A 19,861-nucleotide genomic window follows, 5' to 3' on the forward strand; every position below is an offset into this window, starting at 1 on the left:
GGGCTGTTACCAACACCGTCAAACCATGCTTGCAATCGAGGACGGATCCGGAACCGCGTCCGCACCCGTGCGCATACGCGATTGGACGTCAATAATTTCGCCATGCTGCGCATCTGCAAAAGCTCATCCATCCAACCTATACCTGACACCTCGCCAAGGAAGTCAGCATGAACTCAGCATCAGTACCGCGCTGAACCGCCTCCCGTCGCCGTGAACCGCCAAGATCGACAACTTGCCTTACCTGCTCTGACCTGCGAAGACCCTGCTCGTCGGCCCACCCGTTACTCTCACCAGGAGGTACCCGTGAGGATGTTGATCAACGTCCCGGAGACCGTTGTCGCCGACGCGCTGCGGGGGATGGCCGCGGCGCATCCCGAGTTGACTGTGGATGTGGAGCGGCGGGTGGTCGTGCGGCGGGACGCGCCGGTGGCGGGGAAGGTGGCGCTGGTGTCCGGCGGGGGGTCCGGGCACGAGCCGTTGCACGGGGGGTTCGTGGGGCCGGGGATGCTGGCGGCCGCTTGTCCGGGCGAGGTGTTCACGTCACCGGTGCCCGATCAGATGGTGCGGGCCGCGGCCGCGGTCGACAGCGGTGCCGGGGTGCTGTTCGTCGTCAAGAACTACACCGGTGACGTGCTGAACTTCGAGATGGCGGCGGAGCTCGCGGAGGACGAGGGCATCCAGGTCGCCAAGGTCCTCGTGGACGACGACGTGGCCGTGACGGACAGCCTGTACACGGCGGGCCGGCGCGGCACCGGGGGCACGCTGTTCGTGGAGAAGATCGCCGGGGCCGCCGCCGAGGAGGGACGGCCGCTGGAGCGGGTCGAGGCGATCGCCCGACGGGTGAACGAGCGGTCGCGGTCGTTCGGGGTGGCCCTGAGCGCCTGCACCACCCCCGCCAAGGGCAGCCCGACCTTCGATCTCCCCGAGGGCGAGCTGGAGTTGGGGATCGGCATCCACGGCGAGCCGGGCCGGGAGCGGCGGGCCATGATGACCTCGCGGGAGATCGCGGACTTCGCCGTCGACGCCGTCGTGGAGGACCTGCGTCCGGACGGGCCGGTCATCGCCCTGGTCAACGGGATGGGTGCGACTCCGCTCCTGGAGCTGTACGGATTCAACGCCGAGGTGCAGCGGGTGCTCACCGAGCGGGGTGTGCCGGTGGCCCGGACACTGGTCGGGAACTATGTGACCTCGCTCGACATGGCGGGCTGCTCCGTGACCCTGTGCGAGGTCGACGAGGAGCTGCTGCGCCTGTGGGACGCTCCGGTGCAGACGCCCGCGCTGCGCTGGGGGCGATGAGACGGTGACGGGGCTGGAGACGGGGCTGGAGATGGGGAGCGACATGACGGAGACCATCGGCGCCGGATTCCTCGTGCGCTGGCTCGCCGCGGTGGCCGAGGACGTGGACCGGGAGGCCGACCGGCTCACCGAGCTGGACTCGGCGATCGGCGACGCCGACCACGGCGCGAATCTGAAGCGGGGGTTCGCCGCCGTGACGGAGGCCCTCGGCAAGGAGCCGCCGGCGAGTCCCGGCGCGGTGCTCACCGCCGCCGGGCGGCAGCTCATCTCCACGGTCGGCGGCGCTTCGGGACCGCTGTACGGGACGCTGCTGCGGCGCGCCGGGAAGTCCCTGGGCGAGGACGGCGAGGTCACCCGGGAGCGGCTCGCGGAGGCGCTCGGCGCCGGGGTGAGTGCCGTGTCGCAGCTGGGCGGTGCCCAGGTGGGCGACAAGACCATGCTGGACGCGCTCGTGCCGGCCGTGGAGGGGCTGCGGAGCTCGTACGAGGCGGCCCGTGCCGCCGCCGAGGAGGGCGCCCTCGCGACCGTCCCCCTCCAGGCCCGCAAGGGCAGGGCCAGCTATCTCGGGGAGCGGTCGATCGGTCACCAGGATCCGGGGGCGACGTCGTCGGCGCTGCTGTTCGCGGCGCTCGCCGCCACCGCGGCCGCGGAGGGGGCACGATGAGCCCCGCGGCCGGAGGAGGCCCGGAGACCTTGACCGGAGGAGGCCCGGAGACCCCGACCGGAGGAGGCCCGGAGACCCCGGCCGGAGGAGGCCCGGGAGGTCCCGTCTCCGCGTCCGTCGGCATCGTGCTCGTCTCGCACAGCGCGGCGGTCGCGGAGGCGGTGGCCGAGCTGGCCCGTGGTCTGGCCGGTGGCGGTGACCTGGCGCCGGTCCTGCCTGCGGGTGGCACCCCGGACGGTGGGCTGGGGACGAGTTCCGAGCTGATCTGCGAGGCGGCGAAGGCCGTGGACCGGGGTGCGGGGGTGGCGCTCCTCGTCGATCTGGGCAGCGCGGTCCTCACGGTGAAGGCGCTGCTCGCCGAGGGCGACGAGCTCCCCGAGGGCTCGCGCCTGGTGGACGCGCCGTTCGTCGAGGGCGCGGTGGCCGCGCTGGTGACGGCGAGCGCCGGCGGGGATCTCGACGCGGTGGCGGCCGCGGCCTCGGAGGCGTACGCCTACCGCAAGGGGTGAGGGGAGGCCGGGTGCGCCCCGGGGGTCGGGCCGGGGCCGGTCAGTCGTGGTTCAGGCCCGGTGGGCCGGGTGGCCCTTGGTCAGCAGATCGCCGTATCCGAGGGCCAGGACGGGGAAGCCCAGCCCCGTCAGGGCCAGGCGGGCGGTCTCGGCCGTCGACGGGCGGGCGCCGACGGCCTCGTCCAGGAGGTCGACGACGTAGTGGAGGCCGGTTCCGACGAGGGCGAACCACACGTGGTGCCTGCTGAACGTCTCGCTGTGGGCGGGGATCATGCGGGAGGCGGCCGCCTGCACCCGCGCGCGGTCGACGGGGACCCTGACGCCGTCCGAGACGTAAGTGACGGTCGCGCTGTCCTCATTGGCCACCACGGGTGCTCCTCTCGTACGGAGCCCACATGCTACCGAGTAGTAGACATCACTCCCCGATTCTTCTGCAACTAGTTGCAGAAGCTGTCCGGGGTCGCCTAGAACTGGGGCGACGACCCCTGCGCGAGGAGGCGCCCCCATGACCCCGTACCCGCATCTGCTGAGCCCGCTCGACCTCGGGTTCACCACCCTGCCCAACCGGGTGATCATGGGGTCGATGCACGTCGGCCTGGAGGAGACCGAGCACGGCTTCGAGCGCATGGCCGCCTTCTACGCGGAGCGCGCCCGGGGCGGCGTCGGGCTCATCGTCACCGGTGGCATCGCGCCCAACGAGGCCGGCCGGCCCTGGGACGGCGGGGCCAAGCTGACCACGGTCGAGGAGGCCGCCGAGCACCGGCTGATCACCGACGCCGTGCACGCGGAGGGCGGCAGGATCGCGATGCAGATCCTGCACTTCGGCCGGTACGCCTACCACCCCGGTCTCGTCGCGCCCAGCGCCCTCAAGGCCCCCATCAGCCCCTTCGTACCGAACGAGCTGACCGACGCCGAGGTCGAGCAGACCGTCGAGGACTACGCGCGCTGCGCCGAGCTCGCCAAGGAGGCCGGATACGACGGCGTCGAGGTGATGGGCTCCGAGGGCTACCTCATCAACGAGTTCATCGCCTCCGCCACCAACCAGCGCACCGACCGCTGGGGCGGCTCGTACGAGAACCGGGTCCGCTTCCCGCTGGAGATCGTCCGCCGGATCCGCGAGCGCGTCGGCGAGGACTTCATCCTCGTCTACCGCCTCTCCATGCTCGACCTGGTGCCGGGCGGCTCCACGCTCGACGAGGTCGTCGCGCTCGCCAAGGAGATCGAGGCCGCCGGCGCGACCATCATCAACACCGGCATCGGCTGGCACGAGGCACGCATCCCCACCATCGCCACCTCCGTGCCGCGCGGCGCCTACACCTGGGTGACGAAGAGGCTGATGGGCGCGGTGTCCGTGCCGCTCGTCACCTCCAACCGCATCAACACCCCCGAGGTCGCCGAGGAGATCCTCGCCGACGGGCGCGCCGACCTGGTGTCGCTCGCCCGCCCGTTCCTCGCCGACCCCGACTTCGTCGCCAAGGCCTCCGCCGACCGCGCCGACACCATCAACACCTGCATCGGCTGCAACCAGGCCTGCCTCGACCACACCTTCAGCCTGAAGATCACCTCCTGCCTGGTCAACCCGCGCGCCTGCCACGAGACCGAGCTGGTCCTCTCCCCCACCCGGCTCGCCAAGCGCGTCGCGGTCGTCGGCGCGGGCCCGGCCGGTCTGGCATGCGCGGTGTCGGCGGCCGAGCGCGGCCACTCCGTCACCCTCTTCGACGCCGCCGCCGAGATCGGCGGCCAGCTGAACATCGCCAAGCGCGTGCCGGGCAAGGAGGAGTTCGACGAGACGCTGCGCTACTTCCGCGTCCAGCTCGCCGAGCGCGGCATCGACGTGCGCCTGAACACGTACGTGTCCGCCGCCGACCTGGCGGACTACGACGAGGTCGTCGTCGCGACCGGCGTCACCCCCCGCACCCCCGGCATCGCCGGCGAGGACCACCCGAGCGTCCTCAGCTACCTCGACGTGCTCCGGGACGGCGCGCCGGTCGGCGAGCGGGTCGCGATCATCGGCGCGGGCGGGATCGGCTTCGACGTCGCCGAGTTCCTCACGGACGGCGGCGAGGGCGCGAGCCAGGACCCCGAGACGTACTTCCGGCAGTGGGGCGTCGACACCTCGTACGAGAACCGGGGCGGACTGCGCGCGCCCGAGCGGAACGCGCCGCCGCGCCAGGTGCACCTGCTCCAGCGCAAGACCACCAAGGTCGGCGCGGGCCTCGGCAAGACCACCGGCTGGATCCACCGCACCGAACTCAAGCACCGGGGCGTCACGATGGTCGCCGGCGTCTCGTACGAGCGGATCGACGACGCGGGCCTGCACGTCACGATCGACGGCGAGCCGCAGCTGCTGCCCGTCGACACCGTCGTGCTCTGCGCGGGGCAGGAGCCGCGCCGCGACCTGTACGAGGAGCTGGTCGCCGCCGGCCGCCCGGCGCACCTCATCGGCGGGGCCGACGTCGCCGCCGAGCTGGACGCGAAGCGGGCGATCGACCAGGGGACGCGGCTCGCCGCCACCCTGTGACCCTCGCCCCGTGATCACCGTGGCCGGCCGAACCTAGGATGCGAGCATGTCCCTCCCGCACGCGATCCTCACCGCGCTGCTCGAAAAGCCGTCCTCCGGCCTCGAACTGACGCGCCGCTTCGACAAGTCGATCGGCTACTTCTGGTCGGCCACGCACCAGCAGATCTACCGCGAGCTCGGCAGGCTGGAGCAGGCGGGGCACATCCGCGCCCTGCCCGCTCCGGTGCCCGCGCGGGGGCAGAAGAAGGAGTACGAGGTACTGCCCGCGGGCCGGGCCGAGCTGAGCGACTGGGTGGGCCGGGTCGAGGACCCCAAGCCGCTCCGGTCCGCCCTCCTCCTGCGGATGCGGGCCGCGGCGATGGTCGGCTCGGCGGGGCTGCGGGCCGAGCTGTCCCGCCACCTCGCCCTCCACCAGGCCCAGTTGGACGAATACCTCGTCATCGAGGCCCGCGACTTCCCCACCGAGCGCCGCCGCAGCGAGCCGGACCGGTTGCGGCATCTCGTGCTGCGGGGCGGGGTCGATCTGGAGCGGTTCTGGGTGGAGTGGCTGACGGGGGCGCTGGCCGAGCTGGGGGCGGAGGAGTAGGGCCTCCCTCCGGGCCCGCGCCCGCTGTCCTGTGGGCCATCGGCCTACGGGTTCGTCGAGGCGCGGCGCCAGGCTGATTCTCCGAGGAGGCGCAGGCCGTTCAGGCCGACCAGGACCGTGGAGCCCTCGTGGCCCGCGACGCCCAGGGGGAGGGGGAGGTGGCCGGCGAGGTCCCAGGTGACGAGGGCGGTGATGAAGGCGCCCGCGATGACGAGGTTCTGGAGGACGAGGCGGCGGGCCCGGCGTGAGAGGGAGACGACGGCGGGGATCGCGCGGAGTTCGTCGCGGACGACGACCGCGTCGGCGGTCTCCAGGGCGAGGTCGGAGCCGGCCCGGCCCATGGCGATGCCGGTGTGGGCGGCCGCGAGGGCCGGGGCGTCGTTGACGCCGTCGCCGACGAGCAGCACCTTGGCGCCCGCCCGCTCCCACTCCCGTACCGCTTCCGCCTTCTCGTGCGGGAGGAGGCCGGCGCGGACGTCGGCGAGTCCCGCCTCGGCGGCGATGCGGGCGGCGGCGCCCGCGTTGTCGCCGGTGAGGAGGGCGGGGGCGGTGCCCGTGAGCCGGGCCAGGGCCGCGACCGCCTCCGGGGCGCCCTCGCGGAGCCGGTCGGAGAGGTCGAGGACCGCGGCGGGGGTGCCGTCGACGAGGACCTCGACGGCGGTGTCCGCGTGCGCGCCCGCCGCCCGGCGGACCCGCACCTCGCGGCCGTCGACCACCGCCCGCACTCCCCGCCCCGGCTCGGCGGTGAACTCGCTCGCCTCGGGGATCTCCAGGCCGCGGGCGCGGGCCTCGGCCACCACGGCGCGGGCCAGCGGGTGCTCGCTGGGCAGTTCGGCCGCCGCCGCCAGGGCGAGGACCGAGTCGTCGCCGTGGACGGCGGTCACCTGCGGCGTGCCCTCCGTGAGGGTGCCGGTCTTGTCGAGGGCGACCCGGTCGACCTCGCCCAGGCGTTCCATGACGACGGCGGACTTGACGAGGACGCCGTGGCGTCCGGCGGTCGCGATGGCGGAGAGCAGCGGCGGCATGGTGGCGAGGACCACCGCGCAGGGCGAGGCGACGATCATGAAGGTCATCGCGCGCAGCAGGGCCCCGGTGACGTCGGCGCCGAGGGCGACGGGCAGGCCGAAGAGCGCGAGGGTGGCGACGACGACGCCGACCGAGTAGCGCTGCTCGATCTTCTCGACGAAGAGCTGGGTGGGGGCCTTGGTGGCGCTCGCCTCCTCGACGAGGGCGACGATCCGGGCGATGACGGAGTCGGCCGCGTCCTTGTCGACGCGGACGCGGAGGGCCCCGGAGCCGTTGAGGGTGCCGGCGAAGACCGGGTCGCCCGCGGTCTTGGGGGCGGGGAGCGGTTCGCCGGTGATGCTCGCCTGGTCGACGTCGCTCGTGCCGCGCAGGACGGTGCCGTCGGCGGGGAGCCGTTCCCCGGGCCGTACGAGGACGGTGTCGCCGACCGCGAGGGCTGCCGCCTCGACGGTCTCCTCGTGGTCGAGGGCCGCGCCGGTGAGCCGGACGGCGGTGGCGGGCGCGAGGTCGAGCAGGCCGCGCACCGAGTCCGCGGTACGGCGGGTGGCGAGGGCCTCCAGGGCTCCGGAGACGGCGAAGATGACGATGAGGAGCCCGCCGTCGAGGTATTGGCCGATGGCGGCGGCTCCGATCGCCGCGACCACCATGAGCAGGTCGACGTCGAGGGAGCGTTCGCGCAGCGCCTGGAGTCCTGCCCAGCCCGGCTCCCAGCCTCCGGCGGCGTAGCAGACCGCGTAGAGCGGGCCCCAGAGCCAGGCCGGGGCGCCGGCCAGGTCGAGCGGGAGGGCGAGGAGGAAGGCCAGGGCCGAGAGGGCCGCCCAGCGCACCTCGGGCAGGGCCGCGGCCCGGGTGGGGTGCGGCGGTGGCACCGGCGTGCGTACGGGGGTGGGGGCGGGGGTCCGTGCGGTGCCGAGGTCCGGGAGGGCCATGGGAAGGGCACCTCTCTTTCGGGGGTGGCGGGGAGGAAGGCACACCACCATACCCGAACACATGAAGAGGTCTTCACATATTGACATAAGAGCGCCGCTACGATGAGCGCATGGGACACGGAGCGAACGGCCAGACCACCCCCGCCACCCACCTGGACGCCGAGTCCGCGGCCACCATCGCCGCCACCCTCCAGGCCCTCGCCACCCCGTCCCGGCTGATGATCCTCACCACGCTCCGCCAGGGGCCGTGCGGCGTCACCGAGCTCGCCGCCGCCGTGGAGATGGAGCAGTCCGCCGTCTCCCACCAGCTCCGGCTGCTCCGCGCGCTCGGCCTGGTCACCGGCGTCCGGCAGGGGCGCCGCATCGAGTACAGCCTCTACGACAACCACGTCGCCCAGCTCCTCGACGAGGCCGTCTACCACATCGAGCACCTCAGGCTCGGGGCGCGCGACGGAGCGCGCGAGGAGATGCGCGACGGGGTGCGCGACGGGGTGCGCGACGAGATCCGTACCGGCGTGGATACTGGTCAGTTGTAGTTCCACGACACGAAGGGGCGGGTATGGCCGACGACTTGGGGCGCCGCGCGACACGTCACGCGGTGGTCATCGGGGGAAGTCTCGCTGGACTGCTTGCCGCTCGGGTACTCGCCGAGCACGCCGAGAAGGTGACGGTCGTCGAGCGCGACCGCTTCCCGGAGGGACCCGAGGCGCGGCCGGGTGTCCCGCAGGGCCGCCACCTCCACGTCCTCATCGCGGGCGGGCAGCGGGCGTACGACGAGCTGCTGCCGGGATTCGTCGACGAGCTGCGGGAGCTCGGCGCGCCCAAGGTGGGCGTGCCCGAGGACATGGTGCAGTGGCAGAACGGCAAGTGGATGAACCGGCTGCCCGCCACCGTGCACTTCTACTCGGGTTCGCGCCCGCAGCTGGAGTGGCTGGTGCGGCAGCGGGTGTCCGCCGACCCGCGGATCGAGCTGGTCGAGGGCCACGAGACGGTGGGCCTGACCGGCGACTCCTCGCGCGTCCGGGGCGTGCGGCTGCGGGAGCGCGGCGCGGGCGCCGAGAAGGAGACCCGCGTCCTGGAGGCCGATCTCGTCGTGGACGCCTCCGGCAGGTCCACGAAGGCCGCGGACTGGCTGGCGGCGATCGGCGCCGAGGCGCCGCACGAGGAGACCATCGACACCGGTCTCGCCTACGCCACCCGGGTCTACCGCGCCCCGGCGGGCGCGCTGGACAGCGACGCCATGGGCTACTTCATCGTGCCCAACCCCGAGCAGGAGTACGGCGCCGTCGTGCTGCCCGTCGGCGACGGCACGCACCTGGTGACCCTCTCGGGGCTGCGCGGCAACGAACCGCCCACGGAGGAGGGGGCGTTCGAGGAGTACGCGAAGCGGATGCCGCACCCGATGATCAGCGAGTGGCTGGCGAACGCGGAGCCGGTGTCCCCCGTGTACGGCTTCCGCAAGACCGCCAACATCCGGCGCCGGTACGACCGTCCGGGCCGCCGCCCGGCCGGTTTCCTCGCCACCGGCGACGCGCTCTGCGCCTTCAACCCGGTCTACGGGCAGGGCATGGCGGTGGCGGCGATCACCGCCGTCGCCCTGCGCCGTGCGCTCGCCGACCCGAAGCGCACCCCGACCACCCGGCGGGTGCAGCGCGCCCTCCTCGACGCCTCCCGGCAGGCGTGGGACGTCTCGACGGGCGCCGACAAGAAGATGCCCGGCGCCGTCGGCGCCGAGGACGCCCCCGGCGCGCTGGACAAGGCGGTCGGCTGGTACATGGGCCGGGTGCAGGAGCGGGCGGCGGGCGACCCGGTCGTCGGCGCGGCCTTCCGCAAGGCGATCACCCTCACCCACCCGATGACCGTGCTGTTCGCCCCCGCAGTGGCGCGTGCCGTGCTCTTCGGGTCCGTGGCCGAGACACCGGTCGAACCGCCGCTGCGGCGCGGCGCGTAGCGCCGTACGGGTGAGGGCGGCGTCCTCTTGCGCGTACGGGTGACGGCGGTCCCGGGGCGGGTTCAGGCGCCCGGGGCCGCCGTCACCACGCCGGCGGCGATGGCCGCGCCGAGGGCGGCGTAGTCGTCGGCGTTCTGTCCGGCGTAGACGAGCGCGAAGTCGGCGACGGCGCGGTCGAAGACGTCCGAGGAGCCGAGGTAGGCGGCGATGGCGATCCGGTCGCCGGAGCGGGCGTGGGCGCGGGCCAGGGCCCGGCCGCAGAGCCGCGCGTAGTCCCGCAGGGTGGCCGGGGACATGGTCTCCACCTCGGCGGAGCCCTTCATGTCGCGCAGCTGCCGCCAGTAGAAGTGGCGCTGTTCGGGTCCGGTCATCCAGCCGAGGAAGATGTCGCTCGCGGCCTGGGTGAGCCGCTGTCCGGAGACGACGCGGCGGCCCTGGTGGGGGTAGGCCGTCGGCGCGAGGTACGGCTCCAGGACGGAGCGGCCGGCCTCCTTGATCTGGAGGATGAGCGGGTCGCCGTCGTCCCGTCCTTCGAGCAGGAGGATGAAGCAGCGGGTGCCGACGCTGCCGACCCCGACGACCTTCCGGGCCGCGTCGACGAAGTGGTAGCGGTCGAGGAGGACGCGGCGTTCCTCGGCGAGGGAGCTGCGGTAGTCGCTGAAGATCTTGCCGAGGGTGACCCGGTCGATGTCCGTGGTGCGTTCGAGGAGCGGTGGGTCGTCGACGATGTGCCGGTTCCCGGCCTCGTCCGTGTCGGTGAGCTTGGCGAGGGCCTGGAGGCTGGTGCGGCGGCGGGCCCGGTCGAGCCGGTGGGCGAAGCGGGCCCGGTCGTCGCCGCGGACCAGGGGGAGGAGGTCGTCGGCGGCGATCCGCTCGTACCAGACGTCGAGTTCTCCGAGTCCGGCGAGGCGGCGCATGGTCGTGCGGTACGACTCGACGGCGACGAGCGCGGCGCGGTGGGCCTTGGGCTTGGCGCTGCCGTTCTGGAGGGCGGCGACGGTGACGCTGGCGGCGAGCCTCTTGACGTCCCATTCGAAGGGGCCGGGGAGAGTCTCGTCGAAGTCGTTGACGTCGAAGAGGAGCGTCCGTTCGGGTGAGGCGTACACCCCGAAGTTGAGCAGGTGGGCGTCGCCGCAGAGCTGGACGGTGAGCCCGGTGTGGCGCTGGGCGCCGAGGTCGGCGGCCATGACGGCGGCGGCGCCGCGCAGGAAGGCGAAGGGCGATGCCGCCATCCGGGCGTAGCGGAGGGGGACGAGGTCGGGGAGCCGGTCGACGGACTGGCGTTCCAGGACGTCCAGCGGGTGGGGGCGCTGCGAGCTGGGTATCCAGCGGCCGTGGGAGGCGCGGGGGACGCGCTTGCGGGCCTCCTTGCCCCGCGTGGCGCGTTCCGACGGTGTCGTCATCCGGCCTCACCCGCCTCTTCCCGAAGCCGTGCTACCGGCCCGTCACCTGGAACCTCATTACAAGGCGCGACGCTCGTTTCGGCCACTCTGCCGGACCGGCCTAGCTAAATGGTTTAGACCAATGATAGGAATTGATCACCCACCCGACCCGTGCTGTCACACTGAGCGAAGAGAGGGTTGATCATGGCCGAGCCCGATTCCGGGACGGCGGCGGAAGTGCCGCTCTATCTCCGGGTCACCGCCGCCCTGCGCGAGGAACTCGCCCAGCGACGCATCTCCCCCGGCAGCCGGCTCCCCTCGGAGCGCACGCTTTCCCAGCGCTACCGCGTCAACCGGCAGACCGTCCGCAGCGCGCTCCGGCTCCTCAGGGAGGAGCGGCTCGTGGTCACCGACCGGCGCGGCACGTTCGCCGCCGCCGGGACGGCCGAACCCGAGCCGGACACAGCGGCGTTCACGGCCCGCCGGCCGACGTTCCCCGGCGGGCCGCAGGCGGCCGAGGCGCTCGTACGGGCCTCGCTGACCTGGGAACCGCCGCCCGCTCCCCTGGCGCCGCGGCTCCTGCTCACCCCCGGCGAACCGACGCTCGTCCACCGGCACACGGTCCTCGGACCGCAGGGGGCGGCGCTCCAGCGGGCGGTGTCGTGGTTCTCCCGGGCGGCCCTCGCCGAGATCCCCCAGCTCTCCCGGTACCGGCGGGGCAGGGACTGCCGCCAACAGCCCGACCTGCGGCTCCTGTACCACTGGATGCACCAGGCGGGGCTGCGCGTCACCCACCGCGAGTCGGTCGGCGTCCCGCCCTGCCCGGCCGGCACGGCGGCCGGCGACGCGGCCCGGCTGCTCGTCCACCGGGTGGTCAGCGACCAGCACGGGCATGCCCTGGAGATCACGGACATCGACGTCTCGGCCCGGTCGGCTGCCTGGACCTACGAGTTCAGCGCCTGAGGGCGCCCCGGCTCCTGTCCGGTACGGGAAGCAGGAGCCGGGCGCGGACGCCCGAGGCCGTCAGACGATGCCCTCGGCGATCTCCGCCTCTTCGCGGGCGGTCCCGTACGCGGTCGGCGTGCCGTACGAGCGGCGGGCGACGTACCACCAGACGCTGGCGAGGACGAGCACGACGACGAGCGCGACGGCCGCGTAGTTCATCGTGTCCACGTTCACCGGTGACTTCTGCGGCAGGCAGAAGAGGACGGTCACGAACGCCACCCAGACGACGGCGATCCAGCCGACCGGCCTGCTCCAGCGACCGAGGCTCCACGGGCCGGGGACGAAGCGGTTCCCGGCGCGCAGCCGCAGGTAGACCGGGATGGCGTACGCGGGCGTGATGCCGATGACGTTGATCGCGGTGACGGCGCCGTAGGCGGTGGCCGAGTAGAGAGAGGGGACGGCGAGCACCGCGGCCACGACGACCGCGAGCCAGACGGCGGGGACGGGCGTCTGGGTGCTGCCGCTGACCTTGCGCCAGAGCCCCGAGCCGGGCAGGGCGTTGTCGCGGCTGAAGGCGAAGACCATGCGGCTCGCGGCGGCCACCTCGGCGTTGCCGCAGAAGAGCTGGGCGACGATCACCACGAGGAGCAGGAGGGCGGCGCCGCGGGAGCCGAGCGCGTCCAGGAAGATCTGGGCGGGCGGGACGCCGGTGGCGCTGTTCTGCGTGCCGGCGTAGTCCTGGATGGCGAAGGTGAGTCCGGCGAGGAGGGCGAAGCCGGCGAGCCAGGAGACCCAGATGGACCGGACGATGCCCTTGGCGGCGGTGACGGAGGCGTTCGAGGTCTCCTCGGAGAGGTGGGCCGAGGCGTCGTAGCCGGAGAAGGTGTACTGGGCGAGGAGCAGGCCGATCGCGGCGACGTAGAACGGGTTGGCCCAGCCGGTGTCGTTGACGAACGTGGTGAAGACGAAGTCCACGGACTGGTGGTGGTCGGGGACGAACGCGAGGGCGCCGACGATGACCGCGACACCGACCAGGTGCCACCAGACGCTGACCGAGTTGAGGACGCTGACCAGGCGGACGCCGAAGAGGTTGAGCCCGGCGTGCAGCAGCAGGATCGCGAGGAAGACGAGGAAGGTCGAGCCCGGGGTGGGGACGAAGCCCCACTGGAGGTTGAGGAAGGCTCCGGTGAAGAGGGCCGCGCCGTAGTCGATGCCGGCGATGGCGCCGAGCAGACCGAGCAGGTTCAGCCAGCCGGTGTACCAGCCCCAGCGGCGTCCGCCGAGCCGGTCGGCCATGTAGTAGAGGGCGCCGGAGGTCGGGTAGGCGCTGGTGACCTCGGCGAGGGCGAGGCCGACGCACAGGACGAAGAGGCCGACGCCGATCCAGCCCCACAGCATGACGGAGGGGCCGCCGGTGCCCAGGCCGAAGCCGTACAGGGTCATGCAGCCGGAAAGGACGGAGATGACCGAGAAGCTGATCGCGAAGTTGCCGAAGCCGTCCATGCGGCGGGCGAGGACGGGCTGGTAGCCGAGCTCTCTGAGTCTCGCCTCCTCGTCCTGGGACGGTGGTGGCTTGCGTATCGCGTCGATCGGGGCTTCGCTGCGGGACATGGGGACCTCCGGGGGGACGGACTGAGCGGGGCGGGGGGCGGAAGCTCGGGGCGCCGGGGGCGCGGCGGCGCGTCAGCCGCCGAGGCAGCGGGCGCGGGCGCGCAGGAAGACCTCCTCGGCGAGGCCGCGGTCCTCCGGGCGGGCGGTGCGGTAGGCCCAGGGGAGGGTCGTGTAGTACGGGCCGAGCGCCTCGAAGACCCGGGCCGCGTCGGTGAAGCGGAGGGCCCCGAAGAGGGCGTGCGCCAGGTGGTTGAGGTCGAGCAGCGAGGCCTCGTCGGTGGCGCAGAAGAGGAACCAGGCGTCCAGGGCGCGCTGGGCGTCGCGTACGGCGTCCTCGGCGACCCAGTGGAGGTCGAGGGCGCGCTCGTGGCCGCGCTCGCGCCGGTAGCGCTCGACCCGGACGTACAGCGGCAGGGCGTGCAGGGCGGAGCCGACAGGAGCCGAACCGGCGGCCCAGTGGGAGTAGTTGACGGCCTCGGAGAGGGGTCCGGATCGGCGCGCGTAGACGAACTGGAGCATCCGGTGGTGGGCTTCGCGGTTGTGCGGGTCGCGCTTCTCCACCTCGGCGAGCAGCCCCCAGGGGCCGGGCGGCAGCATGGGCGCCGGCGGGGTGAGGCGGTGCTCGGGCATGCGCTGGCGGCCGTCGAGGGCGGCGAGGGCGATCAGCCCGACCCAGGGCACGGGGTCGGCGGGCGAGCGGTCGCAGGCGTCGCGGCAGGCGGTCCAGGCCTCCTGCCAGAGTTCCCGGGTCCGGGCGTGGCCGGCGCGGTGGGCGCGCACGGCGCGCTCCACGGCGACGCGGCTGTGCATCACGGTGGCGGCAAGGCTCTCGGGCTGCTCGGCGCGCCAGATGGGGACGACGTCGGTGCCGGCGGCGACGGTGGCGAGGACCTGGGTGCGCCGGGTCCAGGCCTCCCAGTCGGAGGTCTCGTCGAGCAGCCGGGCCATGGAGACCCAGCGGCCGGTGCGTAAGTCCTGGACGGCGCTGCGCAGCGCGTGGTCGTGGCCGGCGGGGTGGTAGACGGGCCGGAAGCCGTGTCCGGCCATCAGGGAGTGGGGGGTGGTGTGGATGACATGGGTCCTCGGTGGATGGAAGGGGTGGTCAGTCCCCCGGCGGGCGTCCCGGCCGTTGATCGGCGATCACTATAGAGGGCGATGGATGCGACCGGTCCACTTTCTTTTCTGACAGTAACTATTAAGCCAACGACTGAATTTGACTTACTGTCAGGTATGCCGGGAGACCTGACGTCCTCGGCCGCCGAGGCTTGACGAAGCCCCCGGGCGACGGCACCCTGACCCTTTTCGGTGATCGGATGATCACCGAGCGGTCGAACGACGGGAGCAGCGGGATGACGGGCGGAGCGGTACTCGCCGTCGACCAGGGCACGTCCGGTACGAAGGCCCTCGTCCTCTGCCCCGAGCGCGGCGTCATCGGCACCGGGACGGCACCGGTCCGGCCCCGTCACCTCCCCGGCGGTCTGGTCGAGGTCGACCCGCGTGAGCTGTACGACTCCGTGGTCGCCGCCGGGCGGGCGGCGCTCGCCGAGGCGGACACGGCCGTCGTCGCCGTGGGCCTCGCCAACCAGGGCGAGACCGTGCTCGCCTGGGACCCCGCCACCGGGGAACCCCTCACCGACGCCCTCGTCTGGCAGGACCGCAGGGCGGCCTCCGTCTGCGCCGGTCTCGACGCCCACGCCGAGGAACTGCGCCGGATCACCGGCCTTCCCGTCGACCCCTACTTCGCCGCGCCCAAGATGGCCTGGATCCGCCGCCACGCCACCGGCGCCGGTGTGGTCACCACCAGCGACGCCTGGCTCGTCCACCGGCTCACGGGCGCGTTCGTCACCGACGCGGCGACCGCCGGACGGACCGGACTCCTCGACCTCGACACGGTCGACTGGTCACCGACCGCCCTCGACCTGTACGGACTCGGCGGCGAGGCGCTCCCCCGGGTCGTGGACTGCGACACCCCGGTCGGCACCACGACCGCGTTCGGCCCCGCGCTGCCGCTCACCGGGCTCCTGGTGGACCAGCAGGCGGCGCTGCTCACACAGAGCGCCGACGACCCGGCCGCCGCCAAGTGCACCTACGGCACCGGGGCCTTCCTCCTCGCGCAGACCGGCCCCGAGCCCCGACGCACCGCCTCCGGCCTGGTCAGCTGCGTGGCCTGGCGGCTCGGCGGGCGCGTCACCCACTGCCTGGACGGCCAGGTGTACACGGTCGCCTCGGCCGTGCGCTGGCTCACCGACCTCGGCGTGATCGCCGGGGCCGGGGAGCTCGACGCGGTCGGCGGCGGCGTCCCGGACTCCGGCGGCGTCACCTTCGTCCCGGCCTTCGCCGGGCTCGCCGCGCCCTGGTGGCGGGGGGACGTACGCGGCTCGCTCACCGGCCTCGGCCTGGACACCGGCCCCGGCCATCTGGTGCGCGCCCTGTGCGAGGGCATCTCCGCCCAGGTCGCGGAGCTCGCCGCGGCCACCGCCGCCGACCGGGGCGCACCCCTGACCGCCCTGCGCGCCGACGGCGGCCTCACCCGGTCGTCCCTGCTCATGCAGACCCAGGCGGACCTGCTGCAACTCCCCGTCGAGGTCGCGTCCCTGCCCGACGCCACCGCGCTCGGCGTCGGCGCCGTCGCCCGCCTGGGCCACCACCCGGGACTCACGCTCCGCGAGGCCGTCCCGGAGTGGAAGCCCTCGGCGGTGTACGAACCCCGCATCTCACCGGAGGAGGCGGCGGAGCGCCTCGGGCGGTTCCGCGCGGAGGTGACGGCGCTGGTGGAGCGGTCGGGCGGCGGCGCTGGTGGCGGGGCCGAGTCGGGGCCCGGCGCGGGTGGCGGGGCCGGGTCAGGGTCAGGGCCAGGCCTGGGTGGCGGGGCCGAGTCGGGGCCCGGCGCGGGTGACGCAGCCGTATGAGGGTCACGCGGAGCGGGCCGCTTCCCGTCGGTGAGGCGGCGGAGTACGACGTCGTGGTCGTCGGTGCGGGGGTCGTGGGCTCCGCGATCGCCCGCGCGCTGGCCCGCCATCCGCTGCGGGTCGCGCTCGTGGAGGCCGCGGACGACGTCGGCGACGGCACCTCGAAGGCCAACACGGCCATTCTGCACACCGGTTTCGACGCCGCACCCGGCACGCTGGAGGCGCGGCTCGTCCGCGAGGGGCACCGGTTGCTCACCGCGTACGCGCGGGAGGCCGGCATCCCCGTGGAGCCGCTGGGCGCGCTGCTCGTCGCCTGGGACGAGGGGCAGCGGGCGGCGCTCCCCCGCCTCGCGGAGAAGGCGGAGCGCAACGGCCACCGCACCACCCGTCTGCTCTCGGCCACCGAACTCGACTCACGCGAACCGCACTTGGGCCCGGGTGCGCTCGGCGCGCTCGAAGTGCCGGGCGAGTCGGTGATCTGCCCGTGGACGACCACCCTCGCGTACGCCACGCAGGCCGTCCGCTCCGGGGTGGACCTGCATCTGAACTGCCGCGTGGAGAAGGTGCGTCCGGGCGAGCCGTACCACCGGCTCGTCAGCCGGCGCGGGGTGCTGCGCGCCCGCCTGCTCGTCAACGCCTGCGGCCTCCACGCCGACGCCTTCGACGCGATGGTCGGCCGGGAGGACTTCACCGTCACCCCGCGCCGGGGCCAGCTGCTCGTCTTCGACAAGTTCGCCCGCGACCTGGTGCGGCACATCCTGCTGCCCGTACCCGGACCGCTCGGCAAGGGCGTGCTCATCTCGCCGACGGTGTACGGGAACGTCATGCTCGGCCCCACCGCCGAGGACCTGGACGACAAGACCGCCACCGGCACGACGGCGGAGGGCCTCGCCGGGCTGCGCGAGCAGGGCGGCCGGATCCTCCCCGCCCTGCTCGACGAGGAGGTCACGGCCGTCTACGCGGGGCTGCGGGCCGCCACCGGCCAGGAGGACTACCGGATCGCCGCCCATCCCGGGCTGCGGTACGTGACGGTGGGCGGCATCCGCTCCACCGGGCTCACCGCCTCCCTGGCCATCGCCGAGCACGTGCTCGGCCTCCTCGCGGACTGCGGCCTCGACCCGGGACCGGCCCGCCCGCTCGCCCCGGTGCGGATGCCCAACCTCGGCGAGGCCTTCCCCCGCCCGTACCGGGACGCGGAACTCATCGCCCGAGAGCCCGAGTTCGGGGCGATCGTGTGCCACTGCGAGCGGGTCACCCGGGGCGAGATCCGGGCCGCCCTCGACTCCACGATCCCGCCCGGCGGCCTCGACGGGCTGCGCCGCAGGACGCGCGCCCGGGGCGGCCGCTGCCAGGGCAACTACTGCGGCGCGGAGGTACGGGCCCTGTTCGAGGAGCAACGGTACGAGGAATACGGGAAGGGGGCCCGGTGATCCGCACGGTCGACGTCCTCGTGGTGGGCGCGGGCCCCGCCGGGCTCGCCGCGGCCACCCGCCTGGCGGCGGCGGGCGCGGGCCGCGTCGAGGTCCTGGAACGGGAGCCCTCGGCGGGCGGCGCCCCCCGCCACTGCGCCGCCCGGCCGGGCTTCGGCGCGGACGCCCTGGGCCGCCCCTTGGACGGCCCCGCGTACGCGCGGCGCGCGGTGCGGGAGGCGCTCCGCGCCGGCGCGACCCTCCGCACCGGAGTCTCGGCCACCGGCTGGGCCGGGCCCCTCACCCTGGACGTCACCGCCCCGACCGGGCTCGAACAGATCCGGGCACGCGCGGTCGTCCTCGCCACCGGCGCCCGCGAACGCCCCCGCAGCGCCCGCCTCGTCCCGGGGACGCGCCCGGCCGGGGTGCTGACGACGGGCGAACTCCAGCGGGTGGTCGAGCGGTTCGGGGCGGGTGGGGGGCCGGCCGGGCGGCGGGCGGATTCGGCCGGGCCGCGCCAGGAGGCCGTCGGACGCCGCGCGGTGGTCGTCGGTGGCGACCCCGTGGCCCGGGGCGCGGTGCGGACGCTGCGGGCGGCCGGGGTGGAGGTGGCGGCCGTCGTCACCGAACTCCCCGCCACGGCGGCGGGGTTCGGGCGGGTCCCGGTCCTCACCGGCGCGGTGGTGGCGGAGCTGCTCGGACGCGGGCGACTGAGCGGGGCGGTGGTGCGGGGCCGGGACGGGCGGACGACCGTACTGCGGTGCGACACGGTGGTCCTCACCGGCGACTGGATCCCGGACCACGAGCTCGTCCGGGCGCGCGGCCTGCCGCTCGCGCCGGGCACGCGGGGGCCCGTGACGGACAGCGCCTTCCGTACCGCGGAGCCGGGGGTCTTCGCCGTCGGCAACCTGCTGCGCGGGGTGGAGCCGGCGCTGGTCGCCGCCGCCGAGGGACGGGCGGTGGCGGGGGCGGTGCTGGACCGGCTCGACGGCCGCCCCTGGCCGTCGGCGGGCGTGCCGGTGACGGCGGTGGGCCCGCTGCGCTGGGTGGCGCCCGGGCTGGTGGGCCCGGAGGCGGCGCCCCTCCTCGTCCGGCCGGAGCGGCGGCTGGCGCGCCCGGTCCTGGCGGTCGCCCAGGACGGCGTACGGCTGCGGCGGGAGCGACTGGACGCGACCCTCGTCCCCTGGCGTTCGGTCCGGCTCGGGGCCCGGTGGACGAGCGGCGTGGATCCCGCGGGCGGTCCGGTGACGGTCGGCGCCGAGCAGGAGTAGGACGGGACCACGCACGCGGGGCTGCGCCGAACGGGCCCTTCGTCCAGACTGGGGCCCATGCCGGACAAGCGCAGCGCGGGTCTCCTGGTCTTCCGCCGCACGGCGGACGGTGGCGTCGAGGTCCTCATCGGTCACATGGGCGGGCCCTTCTGGGCGTCCCGCGAGGAGTCCGCCTGGTCGATCCCCAAGGGCGAGTACGAGCCCGACGAGACCCCCGAGGCCGCGGCCCGCCGCGAGTTCCAGGAAGAGCTGGGCCTCCCCGCCCCCGAGGGCGAGTGGTTCCCCCTCGGCGAGTCCCGCCAGCGCAACGGCAAACTCGTCACCGCCTGGGCCGTCGAGGGCGACCTCGACCCGGCCGGGGTCGTCCCCGGCACCTTCACCATGGAGTGGCCGCCCCGGTCCGGCGTCCGGGAGGAGTTCCCTGAGATCGACCGGGTGGGCTGGTTCACCCCGGACGCCGCCTCCCCGCTCCTCGTCTCCGGGCAGCGGGTCTTCCTGGAGCGGCTGGCGGCACACCTCGACGAGCGGGCCTGAGCCCGATTGTCAGACCCGTGCGAGAGGGTGGTGGGCGCCGAAACCGTCGAGAGGGAGACCGACATGACCACGATCACCGCCGGCGAGCGCGCGGCCGCCCAGGCGTACCTGCGGCTGCTCGAATCCACTCAGGCCGTGCTGAGCGACCCGCTGCTCGCCCCGTACGCGGGGGTGATGCTGACCCATCCGATGGCCGAGGCCGACGAGGCGCTGCGGGCGGCGGGTCTGGTCGGGAACGAGGACCGGCTGCTGCGCCTCGTGGCCTCCCTGCGGGCCTCGCCCGCGACGGCCGGGGGGCGCCCCGGTTGAGGCGGCGGC

Annotated in this window: 18 protein-coding genes; 13 read left to right on the forward strand and 5 right to left on the reverse strand. The window is 74.2% G+C overall.

Going from position 1 to position 19,861, the window contains the following annotated elements:
- Positions 1–303: 303 nt before the first annotated feature.
- From dhaK to ACH4TP_RS25120, 3 genes are all read left to right on the forward strand, one after another.
- A complete protein-coding gene (dhaK, locus tag ACH4TP_RS25110) occupies positions 304–1,296 on the forward strand; it encodes a dihydroxyacetone kinase subunit DhaK (RefSeq protein WP_398182549.1) in 993 nt (330 codons plus the stop codon).
- 43 nt (positions 1,297–1,339) lie between these two features.
- Positions 1,340–1,960 carry a dihydroxyacetone kinase subunit DhaL gene (gene dhaL, locus ACH4TP_RS25115; protein WP_389226204.1) on the forward strand — a complete coding sequence of 207 codons (621 nt, stop codon included), beginning with the start codon at positions 1,340–1,342 and terminating at the stop codon, positions 1,958–1,960.
- Positions 1,961–2,082: 122 nt separating this feature from the next.
- The gene (locus tag ACH4TP_RS25120) at positions 2,083–2,469 is read left to right on the forward strand and encodes a PTS-dependent dihydroxyacetone kinase phosphotransferase subunit DhaM (RefSeq protein WP_398439239.1); all 387 of its coding nucleotides are present in this window, start codon (positions 2,083–2,085) and stop codon (positions 2,467–2,469) included.
- A 51-nt stretch (positions 2,470–2,520) separates the two neighbouring features.
- Here the strand turns inward: ACH4TP_RS25120 and ACH4TP_RS25125 are convergent, their stop codons facing one another.
- Entirely contained in the window at positions 2,521–2,838 is a 318-nt protein-coding gene (locus ACH4TP_RS25125) for a hypothetical protein (RefSeq protein ID WP_389226210.1), read from the reverse strand.
- Between the two features lie 136 nt (positions 2,839–2,974).
- On the opposite strand from ACH4TP_RS25125, the gene ACH4TP_RS25130 reads away from it, so the two are divergent.
- Positions 2,975–4,990 carry an FAD-dependent oxidoreductase gene (locus tag ACH4TP_RS25130; protein ID WP_389226213.1) on the forward strand — a complete coding sequence of 672 codons (2,016 nt, stop codon included), beginning with the start codon at positions 2,975–2,977 and terminating at the stop codon, positions 4,988–4,990.
- Between the two features lie 46 nt (positions 4,991–5,036).
- Positions 5,037–5,576, forward strand: a complete 540-nt coding sequence (locus tag ACH4TP_RS25135) for a PadR family transcriptional regulator (RefSeq protein ID WP_398182537.1) — start codon at positions 5,037–5,039, stop codon at positions 5,574–5,576.
- A gap of 44 nt (positions 5,577–5,620) precedes the next feature.
- Here the strand turns inward: ACH4TP_RS25135 and ACH4TP_RS25140 are convergent, their stop codons facing one another.
- A complete protein-coding gene (locus ACH4TP_RS25140; protein WP_398439209.1) occupies positions 5,621–7,531 on the reverse strand; it encodes a heavy metal translocating P-type ATPase in 1,911 nt (636 codons plus the stop codon).
- Between the two features lie 110 nt (positions 7,532–7,641).
- Between ACH4TP_RS25140 and ACH4TP_RS25145 the strand changes: the two genes are divergently transcribed.
- A complete protein-coding gene (locus ACH4TP_RS25145) occupies positions 7,642–8,067 on the forward strand; it encodes an ArsR/SmtB family transcription factor (RefSeq protein ID WP_398439210.1) in 426 nt (141 codons plus the stop codon).
- 23 nt (positions 8,068–8,090) lie between these two features.
- Positions 8,091–9,482, forward strand: coding sequence for an NAD(P)/FAD-dependent oxidoreductase (locus ACH4TP_RS25150; RefSeq protein ID WP_398439211.1), 1,392 nt, complete (start codon positions 8,091–8,093; stop codon positions 9,480–9,482).
- Between the two features lie 62 nt (positions 9,483–9,544).
- Here the strand turns inward: ACH4TP_RS25150 and ACH4TP_RS25155 are convergent, their stop codons facing one another.
- Positions 9,545–10,885, reverse strand: a complete 1,341-nt coding sequence (locus tag ACH4TP_RS25155; RefSeq protein ID WP_389226225.1) for a DUF2252 domain-containing protein — start codon at positions 10,883–10,885, stop codon at positions 9,545–9,547.
- Between the two features lie 183 nt (positions 10,886–11,068).
- Between ACH4TP_RS25155 and ACH4TP_RS25160 the strand changes: the two genes are divergently transcribed.
- A complete protein-coding gene (locus ACH4TP_RS25160) occupies positions 11,069–11,827 on the forward strand; it encodes a GntR family transcriptional regulator (protein ID WP_398439212.1) in 759 nt (252 codons plus the stop codon).
- A 60-nt stretch (positions 11,828–11,887) separates the two neighbouring features.
- Here ACH4TP_RS25160 and ACH4TP_RS25165 read toward each other — a convergent pair whose 3' ends face one another.
- Together ACH4TP_RS25165 and ACH4TP_RS25170 are read right to left on the reverse strand one after the other, a co-directional pair.
- Positions 11,888–13,420: an amino acid permease gene (locus ACH4TP_RS25165; protein ID WP_389226231.1), complete on the reverse strand. Its 1,533-nt coding sequence runs from the start codon at positions 13,418–13,420 to the stop codon at positions 11,888–11,890.
- A gap of 72 nt (positions 13,421–13,492) precedes the next feature.
- On the reverse strand, positions 13,493–14,467 hold the full coding sequence (locus ACH4TP_RS25170; RefSeq protein ID WP_398439213.1) for a hypothetical protein: 975 nt from the start codon (positions 14,465–14,467) through the stop codon (positions 13,493–13,495).
- 266 nt (positions 14,468–14,733) lie between these two features.
- Between ACH4TP_RS25170 and ACH4TP_RS25175 the strand changes: the two genes are divergently transcribed.
- The 5 genes from ACH4TP_RS25175 to ACH4TP_RS25195 all read left to right on the forward strand — a co-directional run bounded on the left by ACH4TP_RS25175 (position 14,734) and on the right by ACH4TP_RS25195 (position 19,852).
- The gene (locus tag ACH4TP_RS25175; RefSeq protein ID WP_398439214.1) at positions 14,734–16,329 is read left to right on the forward strand and encodes an FGGY family carbohydrate kinase; all 1,596 of its coding nucleotides are present in this window, start codon (positions 14,734–14,736) and stop codon (positions 16,327–16,329) included.
- Positions 16,326–17,759, forward strand: coding sequence for an FAD-dependent oxidoreductase (locus ACH4TP_RS25180; RefSeq protein ID WP_398439215.1), 1,434 nt, complete (start codon positions 16,326–16,328; stop codon positions 17,757–17,759). Before ACH4TP_RS25175 ends, ACH4TP_RS25180 begins: the two co-directional genes overlap by 4 nt.
- Positions 17,756–19,009 (forward strand): FAD-dependent oxidoreductase, encoded by a 1,254-nt coding sequence (locus tag ACH4TP_RS25185; protein WP_398439216.1) that lies wholly within the window; start codon positions 17,756–17,758, stop codon positions 19,007–19,009. The genes ACH4TP_RS25180 and ACH4TP_RS25185 overlap by 4 nt, the downstream gene beginning before the upstream one ends.
- A 57-nt stretch (positions 19,010–19,066) precedes the next feature.
- Complete coding sequence (locus ACH4TP_RS25190) at positions 19,067–19,543, forward strand: NUDIX domain-containing protein (protein ID WP_398439217.1); 477 nt, start codon at positions 19,067–19,069, stop codon at positions 19,541–19,543.
- Positions 19,544–19,606: 63 nt separating this feature from the next.
- Complete coding sequence (locus ACH4TP_RS25195) at positions 19,607–19,852, forward strand: hypothetical protein (protein ID WP_398182506.1); 246 nt, start codon at positions 19,607–19,609, stop codon at positions 19,850–19,852.
- Positions 19,853–19,861 lie beyond the last annotated feature (9 nt).

Origin of the sequence: Streptomyces sp. NPDC021012 (assembly GCF_044333355.1) — a bacterium.
Lineage (GTDB): Bacteria > Actinomycetota > Actinomycetes > Streptomycetales > Streptomycetaceae > Streptomyces.

Bases quoted from the DNA above. Each gene is read 5' to 3' on its own strand.
- dhaL (WP_389226204.1), top strand. From the start codon at position 1,340: ATGACGGAGACCATCGGCGCCGGATTCCTCGTGCGCTGGCTCGCCGCG.
- ACH4TP_RS25130 (WP_389226213.1), top strand. From the start codon at position 2,975: ATGACCCCGTACCCGCATCTGCTGAGCCCGCTCGACCTCGGGTTCACC.
- ACH4TP_RS25135 (WP_398182537.1), top strand. From the start codon at position 5,037: ATGTCCCTCCCGCACGCGATCCTCACCGCGCTGCTCGAAAAGCCGTCC.
- ACH4TP_RS25140 (WP_398439209.1), bottom strand. From the start codon at position 7,531: ATGGCCCTCCCGGACCTCGGCACCGCACGGACCCCCGCCCCCACCCCC.
- ACH4TP_RS25145 (WP_398439210.1), top strand. From the start codon at position 7,642: ATGGGACACGGAGCGAACGGCCAGACCACCCCCGCCACCCACCTGGAC.
- ACH4TP_RS25150 (WP_398439211.1), top strand. From the start codon at position 8,091: ATGGCCGACGACTTGGGGCGCCGCGCGACACGTCACGCGGTGGTCATC.
- ACH4TP_RS25155 (WP_389226225.1), bottom strand. From the start codon at position 10,885: ATGACGACACCGTCGGAACGCGCCACGCGGGGCAAGGAGGCCCGCAAG.
- ACH4TP_RS25160 (WP_398439212.1), top strand. From the start codon at position 11,069: ATGGCCGAGCCCGATTCCGGGACGGCGGCGGAAGTGCCGCTCTATCTC.
- ACH4TP_RS25165 (WP_389226231.1), bottom strand. From the start codon at position 13,420: ATGTCCCGCAGCGAAGCCCCGATCGACGCGATACGCAAGCCACCACCG.
- ACH4TP_RS25170 (WP_398439213.1), bottom strand. From the start codon at position 14,467: ATGGCCGGACACGGCTTCCGGCCCGTCTACCACCCCGCCGGCCACGAC.
- ACH4TP_RS25175 (WP_398439214.1), top strand. From the start codon at position 14,734: ATGATCACCGAGCGGTCGAACGACGGGAGCAGCGGGATGACGGGCGGA.
- ACH4TP_RS25180 (WP_398439215.1), top strand. From the start codon at position 16,326: ATGAGGGTCACGCGGAGCGGGCCGCTTCCCGTCGGTGAGGCGGCGGAG.
- ACH4TP_RS25190 (WP_398439217.1), top strand. From the start codon at position 19,067: ATGCCGGACAAGCGCAGCGCGGGTCTCCTGGTCTTCCGCCGCACGGCG.
- ACH4TP_RS25195 (WP_398182506.1), top strand. From the start codon at position 19,607: ATGACCACGATCACCGCCGGCGAGCGCGCGGCCGCCCAGGCGTACCTG.